This is a genomic window from Kribbella sancticallisti, from assembly GCF_039530625.1.
Classification (GTDB): Bacteria; Actinomycetota; Actinomycetes; order Propionibacteriales; family Kribbellaceae; genus Kribbella; species Kribbella sancticallisti.
In genome coordinates this window covers 1-17,190 of record NZ_BAAAOS010000027.1, presented here as the reverse complement: position 1 = coordinate 17,190, position 17,190 = coordinate 1, and the positions used below count along the sequence as shown (strand labels likewise).

Annotated in this window: 13 protein-coding genes and 1 pseudogene; 5 read left to right on the top strand and 9 right to left on the bottom strand. The window is 69.1% G+C overall.

Features of this window, described 5'->3' with window-relative positions; genetic code table 11:
• Positions 1 to 5 precede the first annotated feature (5 nt).
• A complete protein-coding gene (locus tag ABD255_RS20700) occupies positions 6 to 1,067 on the bottom strand; it encodes a class I SAM-dependent methyltransferase (RefSeq protein ID WP_344216357.1) in 1,062 nt (353 codons plus the stop codon).
• Positions 1,068 to 1,176: 109 nt separating this feature from the next.
• Here ABD255_RS20700 and ABD255_RS20695 point away from each other — a divergent pair, with 109 nt between their 5' ends.
• The 3 genes from ABD255_RS20695 to ABD255_RS20685 all read left to right on the top strand — a co-directional run bounded on the left by ABD255_RS20695 (position 1,177) and on the right by ABD255_RS20685 (position 5,618).
• A complete protein-coding gene (locus ABD255_RS20695) occupies positions 1,177 to 3,873 on the top strand; it encodes an AAA family ATPase (protein ID WP_344216355.1) in 2,697 nt (898 codons plus the stop codon).
• Positions 3,874 to 3,953: 80 nt separating this feature from the next.
• Positions 3,954 to 4,925, top strand: a complete 972-nt coding sequence (locus ABD255_RS20690) for a phosphotransferase (RefSeq protein WP_344216353.1) — start codon at positions 3,954 to 3,956, stop codon at positions 4,923 to 4,925.
• A gap of 63 nt (positions 4,926 to 4,988) precedes the next feature.
• Complete coding sequence (locus ABD255_RS20685) at positions 4,989 to 5,618, top strand: DedA family protein (protein WP_344216351.1); 630 nt, start codon at positions 4,989 to 4,991, stop codon at positions 5,616 to 5,618.
• A gap of 44 nt (positions 5,619 to 5,662) precedes the next feature.
• Here ABD255_RS20685 and ABD255_RS20680 read toward each other — a convergent pair whose 3' ends face one another.
• On the bottom strand, positions 5,663 to 6,487 hold the full coding sequence (locus tag ABD255_RS20680; protein ID WP_344216349.1) for an acyltransferase domain-containing protein: 825 nt from the start codon (positions 6,485 to 6,487) through the stop codon (positions 5,663 to 5,665).
• 44 nt (positions 6,488 to 6,531) lie between these two features.
• On the bottom strand, positions 6,532 to 7,608 hold the full coding sequence (locus ABD255_RS20675) for a sialidase family protein (RefSeq protein WP_344216347.1): 1,077 nt from the start codon (positions 7,606 to 7,608) through the stop codon (positions 6,532 to 6,534).
• A gap of 91 nt (positions 7,609 to 7,699) precedes the next feature.
• Here ABD255_RS20675 and ABD255_RS20670 point away from each other — a divergent pair, with 91 nt between their 5' ends.
• Both ABD255_RS20670 and ABD255_RS20665 read left to right on the top strand, forming a co-directional pair.
• Complete coding sequence (locus tag ABD255_RS20670) at positions 7,700 to 8,542, top strand: helix-turn-helix domain-containing protein (protein ID WP_344216345.1); 843 nt, start codon at positions 7,700 to 7,702, stop codon at positions 8,540 to 8,542.
• A gap of 29 nt (positions 8,543 to 8,571) precedes the next feature.
• Positions 8,572 to 8,916 (top strand): VOC family protein, encoded by a 345-nt coding sequence (locus ABD255_RS20665; protein WP_344216343.1) that lies wholly within the window; start codon positions 8,572 to 8,574, stop codon positions 8,914 to 8,916.
• A gap of 29 nt (positions 8,917 to 8,945) precedes the next feature.
• Here the strand turns inward: ABD255_RS20665 and ABD255_RS20660 are convergent, their stop codons facing one another.
• The 6 genes and pseudogenes from ABD255_RS20660 to ABD255_RS20635 form a co-directional block, all read right to left on the bottom strand.
• Positions 8,946 to 9,233 (bottom strand): 4a-hydroxytetrahydrobiopterin dehydratase, encoded by a 288-nt coding sequence (locus tag ABD255_RS20660; RefSeq protein ID WP_344216341.1) that lies wholly within the window; start codon positions 9,231 to 9,233, stop codon positions 8,946 to 8,948.
• A gap of 187 nt (positions 9,234 to 9,420) precedes the next feature.
• On the bottom strand, positions 9,421 to 10,206 hold the full coding sequence (locus tag ABD255_RS20655) for an SDR family oxidoreductase (RefSeq protein WP_344216339.1): 786 nt from the start codon (positions 10,204 to 10,206) through the stop codon (positions 9,421 to 9,423).
• A gap of 286 nt (positions 10,207 to 10,492) precedes the next feature.
• Positions 10,493 to 10,792 (bottom strand): annotated as a pseudogene (locus ABD255_RS43805) (hypothetical protein); the annotation flags it as partial.
• Between the two features lie 86 nt (positions 10,793 to 10,878).
• On the bottom strand, positions 10,879 to 12,276 hold the full coding sequence (locus tag ABD255_RS20645; RefSeq protein ID WP_344216336.1) for an MFS transporter: 1,398 nt from the start codon (positions 12,274 to 12,276) through the stop codon (positions 10,879 to 10,881).
• 34 nt (positions 12,277 to 12,310) lie between these two features.
• Positions 12,311 to 14,302, bottom strand: a complete 1,992-nt coding sequence (locus tag ABD255_RS20640; RefSeq protein WP_344216334.1) for an ABC1 kinase family protein — start codon at positions 14,300 to 14,302, stop codon at positions 12,311 to 12,313.
• Between the two features lie 1,024 nt (positions 14,303 to 15,326).
• Positions 15,327 to 16,937 (bottom strand): HNH endonuclease signature motif containing protein, encoded by a 1,611-nt coding sequence (locus ABD255_RS20635; RefSeq protein ID WP_344216332.1) that lies wholly within the window; start codon positions 16,935 to 16,937, stop codon positions 15,327 to 15,329.
• Positions 16,938 to 17,190 lie beyond the last annotated feature (253 nt).

Genomic DNA, 17,190 nt, shown 5'->3' with positions numbered 1-17,190 from the left:
CTGTCTCAGGGCCGGACTTCGAAGACCAGGTTGAACGGGGTCTCGGCCGCGACCCGGAACCGGGTGAAGCCGGCCGCTGTGGTGACGTCGCGGATCCGGGCCGGCCCGGCCTGGGTCCCGAGAGCCAGGCCGACGTCCTGGGACAGGGAGCCCGGCGTACAGAGCAGGGTGGAGAAGCCGTAGTACGCGCGGCCGACCGGGTTGAGGTTGTCCTCGACCTTGTCGCCGGCCATCGGCTCGACGACCATCCAGGTGCCGTCCGGCGCCAGCGACTCGCGGACCCGCTTGGCGGCGCCGACCGGGTCGCCCATGTCGTGCAGCGCGTCGAACGTGGTCACCAGATCGAAGTCCGACCCCTTGTACTCCGTCGCCGCCGAGACCTGGAACTCGATCTCGACACCGGCCTCGGCCGCCCGTGACCGGGCCGTCTCGATGGACTCCGGGTGGTAGTCCGAGCCGATGAAGGTGGAGTTCGGGAAGGCCTCGGCCATCAGGATCGTCGAGGAGCCGTGACCGCAGCCGATGTCGGCGACCCGGGCGCCGCGTTCGAGCTTCTGGACCACGCCGTCGAGGGATGGCAGCCAACTCGGCAGCAGGTTCGCGTTGTAGCTGGGCCGGAAGAACCGCTCGCAGCCGATGTGGACGTCGGAGTCGTGCTCGTGCCAGCCGATCCCGGCGCCGCTGCGGGCCGCCTCGATCAGGCGGTTGGTGTCCTGCACGGTGCCGAGCGCGATCTGGAAGAAGCCGGGCAGGAAGGCCGGGCTGTTCTCGTCCGTGAGCGCGACGGTCTGCTCGGGCGGCAGCAGGTAGGTGCCGGTGCCCGGGTCGTACTCGACGAAGCCGCCGGCGGCCTGGGCGTTCAGCCATTCGCGGGCGTAGTGCTCGCTGGTGTTCGTCCGCTCCGCCAACTCGGCGGGCGTGCTCGGGCCGCTGTCGGCGAGCGTGCGGTAGTAGCCGAGCCGGTCTCCCATCACGACCAGCGCCGCGTTCAGGGTGGCGCCGACCTCCCCCACGGCCTGGTACACGAGCCCCATCAGCTTGTCGCCGTCGATCTCCACAGTCGTCATTTCGGATCCCCTCCGTTGGTGTTGCTCTTCTGCTCGGTGACGCTAGGAGCCGGCCGGTCGTGGTCGCATCAGGTGACCCACCTAGTCCTCAGGTGGTGTACTGCCAGACATGCTGATCGGGCGGGAGACCGAACGGCGGGCGATCGAACGACTGGTCGCGGGGGCCCGGGTAGGAACCAGCGGGGTACTCCTGATCACCGGCGAACCCGGCATCGGGAAGACGGCCCTTGTCGACGAGGCGACGACGCTCGCCACGGGTCTGCATGTCCTGCGGGCGCGCGGTACCGTGCCCGAGCGGGAGCTTCCGTTCGGTGCTCTTCATCAGCTCCTCCGGCCGGCTCTTGGCGAGCTCTCGCGTATCCCGGCTCCCCAGCGGGAGGCCCTGGCCGCCGCCCTGGCCCTCAGTTCCGGTACTGCGTTGAGTGCGGGAGAGCGGTTCGCTGTGGGGGCTGCGACGTTGAGTTTGGTGTGCCGGTTGGCGGAGTCGGCACCGGTGGCTGTGATCGTGGACGACGCGCATCTGCTGGACCTGCCGTCGGCAGAGGCGTTGCTGTTCGCGGCCCGGCGGTTGGTGGCGGACCCGATCGTGCTGTTGATCGCAGCGCGGGCCGGAGAGCGGCATCCGCTGGCGGAGGCGGACCTGCCGGAGTTGCGGTTGAGTGGCGTCGGGCTGGAGGCCGCACAGCAGCTGGTAGGTGGGTTGCCGGTGGATCTGGTGGCGCGCCTGCACCGGACCGTGGCCGGGAATCCATTGGCGCTGCTGGAGCTGGCTAGTGATCCAGAGCAGCTGCAACGAGTTCCACCGGGTGTACCTGTACCAGTGCCTGCTCTGCTCGCGGAAGCCTTTGCAGCAAGGGTGAAGAGACTCAGCCCGGCTGCTCAGCAGGCCCTCCTCGTCGCGTCGGTGGAAGACGGCGAGCTGGGCGTAGTAGTAAGAGCATGTGCCGAGCTGAAAGTGGACGTCGCAGTACTGGCTGAAGGCGAGCACGCCTCGCTGGTGACGATCAAGGACGGCCGGGTCGAGTTCCGGCATCCACTGGTCCGGTCAGCGATCTACGCGAGCGCCGAGCCGGCTGAGCGGCGTACGGTGCATCGGGCCGTGGCTGCAGCCGTGCAAGACGCCGACCGGCGGGCCTGGCACTTGTCGGAGGCCGTGCTCGGCACCGACGACGACGTAGCCGCCGCACTGGAGGCGGCAGGCAACCACGCGGTCGAACGCGGAGCACACGCAGTGGCAGCGACAGCCTTCGAACGAGCCGCCCGCCTGACCGGTACTGCGGAGGCCCGCGCTCTGCGGCTGGTGGCAGCCGGCCAAGCAGCCTGGTTCGCCGGACTACCGGAGCGAGCCGACACCCTGCTCGCCGAGGTAGTAGATCCAGCCCAGCGGACCCGGGTCGACGAGTTGCGCGCGGACATCGCGGTGAAGTGTGGATCGCCCGCCCAGGCTCGCGACATCCTCGTCGCCGCCGCGGCAGCGACCACCGATCCGGAACTCGCAATCGGCCTGCTCGCGGACCTGGTGAACGCCTGCTTCCGGCTCGGCGACGCAGCCACGGCGCTCAAGGCCTCGGAGGGCCTTCGAAGCCTGCTGCCGCAGGTTCAGCGGCCAGGGGTTCGCATCATCGGCCTGCTCGCGAGCGGAGTCGCCAGGATCCTGGCCGGCCACGGCGGAACCGACGAGATCCGCGAGGCGGTCGAACTGGCTCCCTCCGCCGAGCTGGACCGGGACCGGCGCCGGCAGATCTGGATGATGCTCGCGCCGATGTTCCTGCGGGAGGCGGGCACGGGCCGAGCACTGATCGAGGAGGCCATGCGCGAGCGGCGCGACCAGGTCGCTGTCGGCGTCCTGCCGGTCGTGCTGTTCCAGTTGGCCCGCGACGACGCGACCACCGACCGCTGGGCGGACGCGGCGGCGTCGTACGACGAGGGCGTCAGGCTGTCCCGGGAGACCGGCCAGACGACGGAGTTGGCGATCAACCTGGCCGGGCAGGCGTGGTTGTCGGCCCACCAAGGCCGTGAAGCCGAGTGCCGGCGAGCCGCGGCCGAGGCGATCGGGATCTGTGCCGAGCGGCAGATCCACCTGGGCCTGGTCTGGTCGTTGTTCGCGCTCGGCGACTTGGAGCTCGGGCGGGGGAATCCGGAGCACGCGCTGCCGCAGTACGAGCGGTTGGCTGCGGTGCTGGAGGAGTTGGGTGTGCTGGACCCGGACCTGTCGCCCGCACCGGAGTTGGCGGAGGTCTACCTGCGGTTGGGGCGGGTTGAAGAGGCGGTCGGGGTGGCGCGGGCGTTCGCAGTACGGGCTGGTGCGAAGGGGCAGCCGTGGGCGCTCGCGAGAGCTGCTCGCGCACTGGGCATGGTGGAGGAAAACGAGCAGCGCTTCGAGGAGGCGTTGGAGTTGCATGCCGGCACGCTGGATCTCTTCGAGACGGCCCGGACCCGCCTGGCGTACGGCGGCTGGCTCCGGCGGTCTCGGCGACGCGTGGACGCCAGAGCGCAACTACGACTGGCTGTAGCCGCATTCGACCAGCTCGGAGCTCCAGGCTGGGCTGACCTGGCTGCTGCCGAGCTCAAGGCGACAGGGGAGACAGCTAGACGCCGAGAGCCCAGTACTGCGGACGACCTGACTCCCCAGGAGCGCCAGATCGCGCTGTTGCTCGCGGACGGCCAGAGCATCCGCAGCGTCGCCGCGAGGTTGTTCCTCAGCCCCAAGACCGTCGAGTACCACCTCCGCAAGGTCTACACGAAGCTGGGCATCCACTCCCGCCCCGAACTCTTGGACCAGCTTCGAAAGGTCGACCCTGCCTGAACCCGACCTCCGGCTCGCCGAGCTCGCTGTCCGGCTGCAAATCGCGCGCTCGCCCAGGCCGTTCGTGGGATGGTCCGTGGGTGGACGCAGCGACCTGGACTTCTGTGGAGTGGCTGGCCGAGGCACGGGCCTGGGTGGACGAGCAACTGGCGGCCGCGGGTGTGGAGCGCACCGGCGAACTGACCCAGCCGCGCGTCCGGGCGTGGGGGACCGTACTCCGGGCTGACACCACCAGGGGCCCGGTCTGGCTCAAAGCACCTGGGCCGGAAACCGCCTTCGAAGTACCGCTCTATCGCCTGCTTGCCACTGTTGTACCGAGCTGGGTGCTGGACCCGATCGGGGTGGATGCCGCCCGCGGCTGGGTCCTGCTGCCGGATGGTGGCCCGACTCTGCGTGAGTTGGTGGGCGAGCAGGGGTTGTCCGAGGCGCTGGTGACGGTGCTGCCGCAGTACGCAGAATTGCAGGTCGGTTTGATGCCTCATGCGGAGGACCTCTTGGCGGCCGGGGTCGTGGACATGCGGCCCGCGGTGATGCCTCAGCGGCTCGACCAAGCACTTGAAGCGACCGGCCGGTACGTCGCGTCGAGCCGTGACGCGGAGGCTCGCGAACTCCACGCGTGGGTCGAGAGCCGGCGGGAAGAATTCGCGGCTCGGTGCCGGGAGTTGCCCGACCGGGTCAGCCTGGACCACAACGACCTGCACTCGAACAACATCCTCGGCGCTCCGCCGGGCCCGGTCCGCTTCTACGACTGGGGCGACAGCGTGCTCGCCCACCCGTTCTCGAGCATGCTCGTCACTCTCGCTTCGCTGGCCGGTCACCTCGCGGTCGGACCGGAGCATCCGCTGGTCCGGCGGCCGCGGGATGCGTACTTGGAGGTGTTCGGCGATCCGGTTGAGCTGCTCGCCGAGCTGGAACTGGCCTGCTGGATCGGCAAGGTCGCCCGGACACTGGTGTGGGAGCGGGCGTTGCACAGCGACCCCGGAGAGTTCGCCCGGGCGCCGCTGGAAACACTCGGGTCCCTGCGGATGAATTCCTGGCTGAGCCCCGCCTGAGCCCCCGCCTGGGCAGCGGTCGCCGATGGGTCCGCCTTGACAGCGGATGGCATGCTGGCACGGATGACTGATCTGATGGAGGCGGCCCGGCACATCCTCGGGATCGCGATGGCTTCGCACTGGCTGCTGCTGGTGCTTTTTCTTGTCGCCGCCATCGACGCGGTCTTTCCGGTGGTGCCGAGCGAGGGCCTGATCGTCACCGCGGGCATGGCCGCCGCGGCGGGTCATCAGAACCTGCTGCTGGTGATCGTGGTCGCGATGGTCGGCTCGGTGATCGGCGAGTCCGTCTGCTACTTCCTCGGCCGCGGCTCGGGTCCGGCGCTGCACCGCTGGATGAAACGCCGGGACGCGCGGCAGGCGATGTTCGAGAAGGTCTCCCACGCCCTCCATTCGCGTGGCGGCCTGATCCTGATGACCGTCCGCTACATCCCGGGCGCCCGGATGGTGGCCACGCTGACGGCGGGCGCCACGGCGTACTCGTTCCGCAAGTTCCTGGTCTTCACCATCGCCGGCGTGACGGTCGCCTACACCTACGTGGCGCTGCTCGGGTACCTCGGCGGTGACGCGTTCGCGCACGACTCGCTGAAGGCGCTCGGCTTCAGCCTGAGCCTGGCGTTCGTGATCGGTCTCGTGATCGAGACCTCACGCCGGATCATGATGCGCCGCAAGGCCGTCAAAGTCACCGCCGGCTGACCGCTCACCACGCTGCGCCCGCGCCTTCAAAGCCGCAGCAACCTTCAGAGCCGCAGGTAGCCGAAGGCGTTCTGCCAGGTGCCGCCTTCCTTGATCCGGCGGACCACCAGGCGTTGCAGCCTGGTGTCCTGGGGCAACTCGTCGAGGCGGTCGAGCCCGTGGGTGCGGAAGGTGAAGAAGATGGCGCTGTCCTGGCTGTCCTCCGGTACGCCGTACGGCGTGAAGCGGCGGCCGAAGCGGACCGTGTTCGAGTCCTGCGGGAGGTTGTCGAGCAGGTACGGATCGAGCAGCCAGGACCCGAGCGTCGCCGTCTTCACCGGGTACTCCGGGAACACCCGCGGGAAGAACTCCCGGGCCTGGGCGAAGCTGTCGTCCACGGCCTCGGGGGTGAGCGGACCCGTCTCGGGGATGTGGACGCCGATGACCCACTCGCCGGGCTCTGTCCCCGGCACCGGGCTGCCCGCCGGCACCTGGTGCAGCAGGAACTGCAGCCGGCCGAGCGCGTAGATCGCCCCGGCCCAGTGGATCGTCATCCACCAGTGCGTCTCCAGGCCGTACTCCCCGTGGGTCCGGCGGTGCACGTCCAACTGCTGGCCCAGGTCCGCGAGAGTCGCCCAGCTGACCTCGTCGCTGACTCCGCGCTGCTGGTGGTAGCGCCGGATCTCGGGCAGCAGCTTCAGGAACGTCGCGACCGAGACGCGCGGATCGTCCGGCATGTCGAGCTCGTCCTCGCCCGCGAAGGCGCCGAGCAACGGCCGGAGTTGCGCCGCGAGCTTCTCCACCGCGGCCGGGTCCGCCTCGTACGCCTCGGCGGCCTCACGGTCCGCCTCGGTGAACCCGAGCAGACGATATTCCTCAGCAGTTGTCACGTCCCCCACCGTATCCGTAAGAAACTTACGGGCCCTGGTCGGCGTCAGCGCTCCTCGGCCAGTCCGAGGTACAGGATCGTGGGGTCGGCGGGATTGAAGGCGAGCGACGGGATGCCGTCGTGGTTGTTGTGCTGCTTGGTCAGTTCGTCCGTCGACAGCCGGAAGCGGTACAGATCCGCGCCGTAGTTGGCGAACGAGGTGCCGTAGGAGAAGTAGAGCAGGTCCGGATCGACCGGGCTGGCCCACATCCTGTTGCCGTTGTAGAGCGTCGCGCGGGAGGCGTCGACCACCGGGCGGAACTTGAGCCCGCCGTCGTCGGACCGCCAGATGTAGCGGGCCGCCTCGTCGCGGTCGTAGCCCTCCATCCAGACGACCCGCGGATCAGCCGGGGAGATCGCGAGGCTGAACGCGTTCACCCGGGTGACCGGCTCCGAGTGGTGCCAGGTCCGGCCGCTGTCGAAGGTGGTGTAGACGCCGTCCGACATCACTCCGACGACGATGTGGCCGGGGTCGCGGGGGTCGATCACCGCCTGGTAGACGAAGAGGTCCCGGGCCGCCGGTACGCCGGTCCGTCGCCAGGTCGAGCCGTCGTCGGGGGAGTCGTAGATCTGCCCGTCGCCCGCGACCACTCGGAGCATCCCGGGCACCGCGGCGAACGCGGACAACCCGCTCCCCGCGACCGGGCCGGCGACGGTGCTGACCCGGTTGCCTCTCACCCGGTGGATCGGCTGGTCGTTGACGCTGTAGATGTACGCCGAATCGCCCGCGCCCGGTACGACGTCGTACGTCGCGAGGTCGTCCGGCGATTTGTCGATCTGTTGCCAACTGCAACCAGCGTCGCTGGAGCGCTGGATGGACTGGCGGCCGATCGCGATCAGGGTGTTCGGTTCGTCGAGCGCGGCCACCTTCGCGTAGGTGACGGGTTGCAGCTCGCCCTTGGTGGGCGCGAGCTCCGCACCGTCGGACTTGGTGATGGTGACCGATCCGTCGCCGTACACGGTGTCGCACTGCGGCGGGTTCCAGAACCAGCCGGGCCCGGCCGCGCCGGCTGGTGAAGCGAGCGTGGCGGTCAGGGCGGAGGCGAGTAGGGCGATGCCGATGCGGAGACGAGGTGAGGTCATGTCCCCTGTGTAGATGGCCGGTCCGGCGCGCCACCACCACTCACCGTGGCCGACCCCCGCCATGACGTATACCGGCCATATTGTGGCTCCTGTGGTCGCCTACCAGCGCTTTCCGCCGCCGGTCGCCCAGCGCGATGCGGTCGAGCACTACTGGATGGTTGAAGCACCGGGGTCGCCGGCGGAGGTCAAGCGGGAGATCCTGATCCCCAACGGCCGGCCGGGTCTCGCCGTGGCGCTGGCCGAGCCGGGGACCCGACAGGATCCGCTGACGGGCGATCGCTGGACCAACGACGCCGCGCTGTTCGGCATCATGACGCGCCCGCACGTGCTCACCCAGACAGGCATGTCGAGCTACGTCGGCGCCGAGCTCAAACCGTGGGGAATCGCCGCCCTCGGCCTGCCGGACCGCCTGGTCGACGGCGTCCTGCCCCTCGCCGCCTGGACAGACCCCCGTACTACGGAACGCCTGGCGCGCGAGCTCGCCGGGCTCAAGTTCGGGCAGCCGCGGGCGGACAGGCTCGCGGAGTTCGTCGGCCGGCGACTGCAGGTGGTCCGGCAGGTCGACCTGGTGGATCGTGCCGTCCGGGTGATCGAGGAGGCCCGTGGATCGCTACCGGTCGCCGAGGTGGCTAGCGCCGTCGGCGTTTCGTACAGCACGTTGTACCGCGTGTTCGCCGGGGCGATCGGGCTCGGCCCGAAGCAGTACGGCGAGATCATCCGCTACTTCCATTTCGTCGGCGGCCTGCTCGGTGGACCCGCCGACGCCCAGGCCACCCTTGCGGCGCTGCACGGCTACTACGACCAAGCCCACGCGGCGCGGGACTTCAAGCGGTACACGGGAGTGAGCGCCACCTCGTTCCGGGCGGTGCAGAAGGGCATCGCCGAATTGATGCACGGAAGATCCGTCCAAGACGGCGGTCAGTCGCTCAGGTGATGCTGTCGGTCCCAACCAGAGGAGGAACCGTGGGACGCATCATCCATGTCGAACTCACCGCGGCGGATCCGGAGAAGGCCGCCGTGTTCTACGCCGAGGCGTTCGGCTGGAAGGCCGAGCCTTCGCCGTTCATCGGCGGCTACCTGGTCGCGGAGACAGGCACCGGCGACGGGATCGACGGCGCGATCATGAGCCGGGACTACCAGGAGCAACCGGCGATCGCCTGGCTCCAGGTCGACGACCTGGACGCCACGCTGAGCGCTGTCGTAGCAGCCGGCGGCACCACGGCGGGCGAAGTACAGGAGATCCCTGGTGTCGGACGCGTCACCTACGTGCATGACCCCGAAGGGACCCTGCTGGGCCTCCGCCAGTGAGTCAACGCGAGTGAGTCAGTGCGAGTGAGTCAGCCGGCGGCGGTGTCGATGTGGCGGGCCAGCACCAGGTCGTCGTCGGTGATGCCGCCGGCGTCGTGGCTGCTGACGTGAAAGGTGATGGTCCGGTAGCGGATGTCGATGTCGGGGTGGTGGTTCATCGACTCGGCCAGTTGGGCGACGGTGGCGACGAGGCGGATGCCGTCCATGAAGGTCGGCTTCTCCACGCTGCGGACCAGCGCGTTGTCCACGACCTTCCAGGCCGGCAGGTGGTCGCGCAACGCGGTGTCGATCTGGTCATCGGTCAGCAGCTCAGCCATGGCCACACTCTAGTGGTCACCCCGCGCCGACCGAGCAGCCGTCAGGCAACGATCCGCTACCGGCCTGCTGCGGTTCGCGGTACGGCCTGCTGCGGTTCGCGGTACGGGCCGCTGCGGTTCGCGGTACCGGCCGCTGTGGTTCGCGGTACGGGCCGCGGCGGTTCGCGCTGCCGGGCGGCGGCGGAGGTCAGGGGCGGCGCCAGTCGTCGGAGGTCAGGTGGCTGCCTGCCATCGGTCCCATGTTGAGCATCCCGCCGTCCGCGGCGATGCTCGCGCCGGTCACGTAGGCCGCTCCCGGCGAAGCCAGGAAGGCGATCACGGCGGCGATCTCGCGCGCGTCGCCGGGCCGTCCGAGCGGAACCCCGGGACGGTTCTTGCCGCGCGGATCCTCGTCCTCCTGGCCGGTCATCGGCGTGGCGATCTCGCCGGGCGCCACCGCGTTGGCGGTGATCCCATACTCACCGAGCTCCAGAGCCAGCGTCTTGATCAGCAACCCGAGCCCGCCCTTGGCCGCGTCGTACGGCGCCGAGCCGACCCGCGGCTGGTGCTCGTGCACGCTGGTCACCGCGATCAGCCGACCACCCCGGCCCTGCTGGATCATCCGGCGCGCGGCTCGCTGCAAGCACAGGAACGCTCCGTCGAGGTCGACCGAGATGACCTTTCGCCAGTCCTCGAAGTCGAGGTCCACGGCCAGCTCACTGGTGCCCGTCCCACTGTTGGCGACCAGGACATCGACGCCGCCCAGCGTCTCCGCGAGGTTGTCGATGACGTCGGCCGCGGCCGGCAGGTCGGTGAGGTCCAGTTGCCGGACCTCCGCCCGCCGTCCGTGCGACTCGACCTCCTTCGCGGTCTCCGCCGCGCCGTCCTGGTCGCTGTGCCAGGTGATGCCGACGTCGAAACCGTCCTGGGCCAGCGCGACCGCGGTCGCCTTGCCGATTCCACTGTCCGATCCGGTGACTATCGCTGTAGGCATGGGCCGCCGGTACCCCGCGTTCGCTTCGGCTAACTGAGCGATCGCCAGAAAGCCAGCCGGTGTTCCCGCTCGTAGTCCACGGGCGCGATTGTGTCCGGCGCCAGGGACTGGACCGTGTCGGGAGTACTGAACTGCTTCCACTCCGGCAGCCCGTCGCTGTTCGGGTTGCCGTGGTGGGCGAAGTTCGTCCAGTAGCTGATCCTCGAGTCCGACAGGAACCCGCCAGCTCCCGGGAGAACGCCACGAACGTCGTGTGCTCGTCCCGCGTCGTCCCGGACAACACCGGTACTTCGGTGAAGTCGCCATCCGCGAGCGCCTTCCTCGGATCGGCCGGTAGTTCGTCGTTGCCCAGGGCATACGGCTGGAAGATGTTCATCACCTGCGGTCCGGCGAGCAGCTTCGGCACCGGCACCTTCCGCAGGCACCCGAGCGCCGTCGCCGGATCCTTGCAGCCGAACTGGTTCGCGACCACCTGCCCCTGCGTCTGGGTGTCCTTGGTGGTGGTCCAGCCGTACCACGGCAGCGCGGGGATGCCCGGATACGTCATGCCGGCAGGCATGTCCACCAGCGTGAACCCGCTCTGCATGATCACCTTGTGGAACAACCCGCGCGACTTGTCCGACATCAGGTGCCGCGATGTCCTCCGCGGTCACGCCGTCCCGACTACTTCGGTTAGATGGTCGTCGCAGGGCCGCGCACCCGACCGGCGGTGAGTAGGCCGGCCAGCGCCAGCCCGGCGCTGGTGGTGATGATCGCGCCGAACACCCAGCGACCGGGATCGTCCGCGTTCAGGGCGAGCAGGGTGCCACTGACGGCGAGGGCGGTTGCGATGCTCATCGTTCCCGCCATCTGGCCGGCGCTGCTGTTGCGGCCGGAGTTCTTCGCGTCGGACAGATCGAGAGTGAGCACGGATAGGCTCGACGAGCTGAGACCCATCCCGATCCCGGCGATGGTCCAGCCGACGAATCCGGCCCACGGGCTCCAGTCCGTCCAGGCGAGCAACGAGGTGACGGTGAGGCCGATGGTCATCAACGCCAGCCCGGTACGCAGTACGGTCGGGCGGGGGAGGCCGTGGTCGCGGCCCTGCAGCCAGGACCCGAACGCCCAGCTCACTCCGGTGATCGACAGCGTGACGCCTGCCTTCGACGGGCCGAAGTCGTGTTGCAGCGTGAGCAACAAGGGAAGGTAGGCACCTGACCCCGCGAAGGCCGCGCCGCCGAGTCCGCGCACGGCGACGACCGCGGGGAAGCCGCGCCGGGCCGTGAACGTACCGCGCGGCATCACCCGTACCGCAGCCGCGCCGAGCACCACCAGACTCACCCCGATCGCCAGCCCGCCGATCAGCGGATATGTCTCGAGGTGATCCCCGGCCAACGTCATCGAGAAGAGTGCCGCCGAAGCCCCGAAGGCCCACGGGAGCGCCGCCCGCCACGCGACCAACTCAGCCGCATCCTCCGTACTACGCTCCGGCGCCGGCGTCCGTGCCGACTGCCGCATCGCCGGCTGCAGCAGGAGCCAACTCGGCACCAGCAGTACCAAAGCGCCGAGGAACACCCAGCGCCAGCCGAACTGCTCGGTCACCAGACCGGTCAGGACCGGGCCGACCACCGAAGGCAAGATCCACATCGCCGCGAACAGCGAGAACATCCGCGGTCGCAGTACGGCGGGGAGCGCCCTGGCCACCAAAACCATCAGCGCGACGTCCAGCAGGCCCTCCGCGAAACCGCTCAGCAGCCGGCCGGCGACCACCATCGGCATCGCCTGAGCGGTGCCGACCAGGAGTTGCGCGATCGCGAAGGTGATCGCGCCCGCCCGCAGCGCCGGGATCGGTCCGCGCCGGTCGGCCCACAGCCCGGCGATGGCCAGCGAGACCAGGTAGCTGGCGTTCGGTGCCGCGTTGGCGAGACCGAAGGCGCCCAGCGCGTCGAACTCGCGAACCATCGTGGGCAGCGCCGTACCGACCGCCCGGTTCTCGAACGCGCCCAGCGTGACGAGCGAGATGACGCCGAGTACGAGCGGAACGTGCGGGCCGCTGAACAGCCGGGGAGAGGAGACCTCGGTGGTGGACATGCCGGCCATCCTCGAAGTTCAAGCCCGGTTCAAGTCAACTCCCGCCGGCAGTGCTGCGGTGCGGCCCGTCTGGTAGCCGGAAGACGAGGATCAGAACGCGGAGTACGAGGACGGCGCAGATCACCAGCAGGTTGTAGGCGAACAGTTGGTAGAGGCTGATGGACTCGGTGACCTGCGGGCCGCCCGGAGTACCGAGCAGGAATACTGCCATCAGGCCCGCCGTGGCGCCGAGGATCGCCAGGAGCGTCTGGTGCAGCAGGCCGGTGATGTGCCGGCGATCGCGTTCGTCGGCGAACAACCGGACGTTGAGGCCGAGCCGTCCACTCTCGGCGGCCGCGGCGATCCGGTCGATCCGGCGAGGCAACCGCCTCAGCATCGGCAGCAGCGTGGCGAGCTCCTCGGTCGCAGTACGGCGGAGTGCGTCGGGGGCGAGGCGGTCGGTGACGTGGGCGGCGGCGAACTGCCTCGACGCGGCGACCAGGTCGAAGCCGGGGAAGATCCGCGCGATCGTCCCCTCCACCGTCGCGAGCGCTCGGAACACGGCGGCGACCTCGGGCGGAACACCCAACTCGTGCGAGGTGATGATCTTGAACAGGTCGTTGAACATCGCCGGGCCGAGAGCCGCTCCGGCACCGAGGTGACGGGCCATGAACTGCCCGACCGCGCGCTCCAGGCTCTGCTCGTCGATGACGTCGGGGCGGTAGACGATCTCCAGCAGCGCGTCGGTCGCGGCCACCGGATCGCCATGGTCCACCGCGAGCAGAAACCGCTGCAGCGCCTCCCGGGTGGACGGATCGAGCCGCCCGACCGAGCCCAGATCCAGCATCCCGATCCGGCCGTCGGCCAGCAGCATGAAGTTGCCCGGGTGCGGGTCCGCGTGGAACACCCCGTCGATCGCGACCTGCCCGAGCAGGCACTCGAAGAGCACCCGGGCCAGCCGTGCGGCGTCCAGGCCGCGCTCCGCGATCGAGGCGGCCGCGGTGCCGAGCCCGATACCGTCGAGCCGCTGCATCGTCAGCACCCGGCGGCTGCAGAGCTGCGCATACAGCTCCGGTACGACGATGTCGTGGTTGTCCGTCACCGCCTGGCCTGCCGCGACGCTGGCCATGTTCCCCGCCTCGACGGTGAAGTCAAGCTCCTCGCGCATCGCCTCGGCAAACCCCTCCGCCAGCGAGCGAACCCCCATCGAACGCCCCCAGTCGGTGTTCCGCTCGATCATCCGAGCCAGCCGCTGAACGATGTCGAGATCCCGCTCCACCACCGACGCGATCCCGGGCCGCTGCACCTTGACGACCACCTGTACTCCGTCGAGCCGCGCGGCGTACACCTGGGCGACGGAAGCGGCGGCGAGCGGTTCGGTGTCGAAGTCGGCGTACACCTGGTTCGGCGGTGCGCCGAGTTCCTCGGTCAGTACGGCCTCGATCTGCGGCCAGGGCGCGGGGGAAACCTGGTCCTGAAGACGGCTGAGCTCTTGCGCGACCGATGCCGGGATCACGTCGCTCCGGGTGGACAGGACTTGCCCGAGCTTGACGAAGGTGACGCCTGCTTCGTCGAGTGCCAGCCGCAGCGAGCGAGCTAGGTCTGCCTGCCCGGCGGCGTTCTCACGCCCGGGCCGGCGACGGCCGCGTAGGTACGGCCCGAGCCCGTGCCGCACGGCGATCCGGAGGATCTGAAGATACCTGCGCGTCCGCGCGATCCGCCCGCTCAGGTCTCGCCGCAGATCACGGGCCCTGGGCAACGACCCCGTCGGCACCAGCGCCTCGGACAGCACCAGGAAGATGAGCCCGGCAAGCATCGAGCACACCGCCGCCAACGCCAGAAACGAAGCCGCCGCGCCGTTGGATCCCGTCCACGGCAACGGCCCCGCCAGCGCGCTCATCAACGGACTGAACACGGCAAGCGTCAACGCCGCCCCCACCGCCAACCGCCCCAGCCCGAACCGCACCCCCAACAACCGCTGCGAAAACGGCACGAACAACACCATGAAGATCCCGACATTGACCAGCCCGACCAACACCACATCCATACGCCAGACCCTAGGACGTTCCTTGCCTCGGCCAGCTCACCCACGCGGGGGACTTACCTCCCCCACCAGAACAGGACGAGGAACAAGTACGGCCAACGCCCAAAGACAGAACAGAAAGAGAGCGGACCCAGAGTGCTGCCGCAGGCTCATCCGCGGCCTCCCGTAGGCGCGCGCAAGGCCGACAATGGCCAGAGAGGACAGCAGCAAAAGACAGAAGGCCAGAAACTGCGGCGGGTTCACATGCGACCTCAGGCGGGCGAGCACCGGACATGCGAGGGCAGCCTCGACCTCAGGCAGGCACCAGCACAGAACACCACAACAAGACCAGAAGAGTCAGATAGCTGACGCAAGCCGGCATGCGGCCCCAGGCAGCCGAGCGCTGAGCCCCTGGGCGCTGTACTTCAGCGGCTGGTACGAGGTGACGCCGCAGTCGACCGTGGCGCGCCGGTGACGCTTGCCCTGCGCATGCTTCTAGGCAGCCCCGCGGTTGGTTGTCGGGCACGAAAGCAGGCTTGCAGAATCGGCCGGGATCATACGGAGGGCCGGTCGCCGATCGTTGTAGACCGGTCAGTCGAGGGACCAGCCCCGTGCAGTCGCGCTTGAACTGCCTGAGCTTCCACAATCTCGCCGCGTCGGACCACGGACCAAGGCTTCTCCTGAGCGACTCAGCGAAACCCTAAACTCAAGAACGAGCGGACCCGGCCCGCGCTGGGTGAGCATGTCGTCACCGATGTCATGCGGGATGGCGTGTGAACTGTTCGCCGATCGCCCTCCTCCGACATTAGTCCACTTCTTGGCTGCTAGGTGCATGTCCTGCGCACTGCGCACTGCGCACTGCGCGCTGCGGGCTGTGGAAGTGCGACGCGGGCAGATGGAGGGCGCGCCTCGGGTCGCAGATGCTCCGTTCGTCCAACAGGTGAAGGAGTTGGGGCCGGGGCGGGAACGAAGTGGCTGTGGGCATAGAGCAGGGACCGCCGACTGTTGGGATCGCGGTTGGCCTGGGCAGGGGCGTGCCCCTTGTGGTTTAGCCGCTGTCGGCCAGGGCCGGTTCGGTGGATCGCCCGCCCCAGGGATCCAGGCGGTCGGCGGTTGTGGTGGTGAGCCAGGGGAGTTCGGCGGAGCGGATTGGTGTTGGGGTGGGTGGTTGGCCGGCTCTTACTGGGTTGAGCGGCTCACGGGTTGCATCGGGACGTGTTTGGGTGCCGGCCTTGATGCCCGAGGGGGAGCTGAGGTGGCTTGGCGTGGGCGGCTCTGTCTGAAGCTGTTCGGGCCGGAGTTGAGGTCGAGGGTGCCGGGTGGGGGTGGGGTCGGCCCAGGTGGGGCGGGTGACGTGGACTGCGCCGTTGGTGATGGTGACGGTGTAGTGGCCGTGGTGGATGGCGGTGTGGTGGGAGCCGCAGAACAGGGCGAGGTTGTCGATGCTTGTCGGGCCACCGTCGGCCCAGTGGATGATGTGGTGGGCGTGGCATTGGGGTGGTGGGGCTTGGCAGATGATGCAGCCCTTGTCGCGTTTGTTCAGAGCCTTACGCATTGCGCCGGTGACGAAGCGTTGTTCGGTGCCCACATCCAGGGGTTGGGACTTCGAACCCAGCACGATGGGGAGTACCGCGGCGTCGCAGGCCAGCCGTCGGACGGCGGCCGCGGACAGGTTGTCGCCGTGCACCAGTTCGCCGGCGGCTTGGCTGGTGGCGGTTTTCAGGTCGGTGTAGTCGATGGTGACGGTGAGGTGGGGGACGCCGGGGCCGGTGCTGGCGGTGGTGGCGGTGTCGAGGATGGTGACGAGGGCGTCGGCTTGGCGTTTGTCGCGGGGGCGTGGGTCGGGTTCGCCGTCGAGGGTTTTGTGGGGTTTGGCGAGGGCGTGGATCGCGGTTTTGAGTAGTTCGGCGTTTTCGTTGGCGAGGTAGCCGCCGAATTTGAGGCCGTGGTCGGCGGGGCGTAGCCAGAGTGCTTCGCGGTGGTAGGCGTCGTTTTCGGCGGGTTCGGTGCCGTCGGTGTCGAGGGTGTCGACGACGCGTTTGCCGAGGGTGCGTAGGTCGGCCGGGGACAGGTATCTGGCGGCTTCGACCATTTGGTTCTCGGCGACCAGGAGGTCCTCGACCGGGACCGTGGCCGGGACCTTCTCCAGGGCGGTGACGATCGCGTGGGCTTGGCCGGGATGCAGCCGGACCGGCGCCGGCGCCCCGGCCGCGAGGTCGGCGGAGTCGGAGTCGGTGGTGTCGGGAGAGTCGAGGTCCGTGGCGCCCGAGGTGAGTTCGCCGTCGCCGTCGCTGTCGCCGTCGTTGTCGCCGTCGGCGACGGGCTCGCGGTCGGGGTCGCGGTCGCCGTCTGGGTCGGCGGGGGTGCTTGCGGTCTGAGGGTCCGGGAGTGCGGCGGTGACGGTTTCGTACTTGGGGAGGGCGAGGGCGAGTTTGAGGTCGCGGCGGACGTCGGTGGGGTTGAGGCGGTGGCGCATCGAGAGGAGTTCGGTGGTGTCGCGGGCGCCGAGGTCTTTGGCGTGGCCGATTTCGTCGAGGCGGGCGAGGAGGTGGAGGCGGTAGGTGTCGCGGAGGGCGGCCTCGGTGTGCAGGGCGTCGAGGGTGGTCAGCAGGTCGCTGCCACTCATCATGTACGCCGGGTGCATCTCTGCGAGGTCCATGCTGATGACTCTAGCGACGGGCGCCGACAGTTTCCGGGCCGGAAAGGCCTTGTTTTGAAGGGATTGTGGGATTGGCAGGTTGTTGTCAGGTTGTCCACAGGCACGCGCGGGAGGGTGGCGTGGGATGGCATGTTGAGGACAGGTCTGTTCACAGGGAGAAGAGCCGTTCCAAGCACTCTCCGGTACTCCGGCTGCCGCGGCCAGGCGGTACGACAAGGCCACCATCGGCTTGCCGAAGCAGACCAGCGGAAGC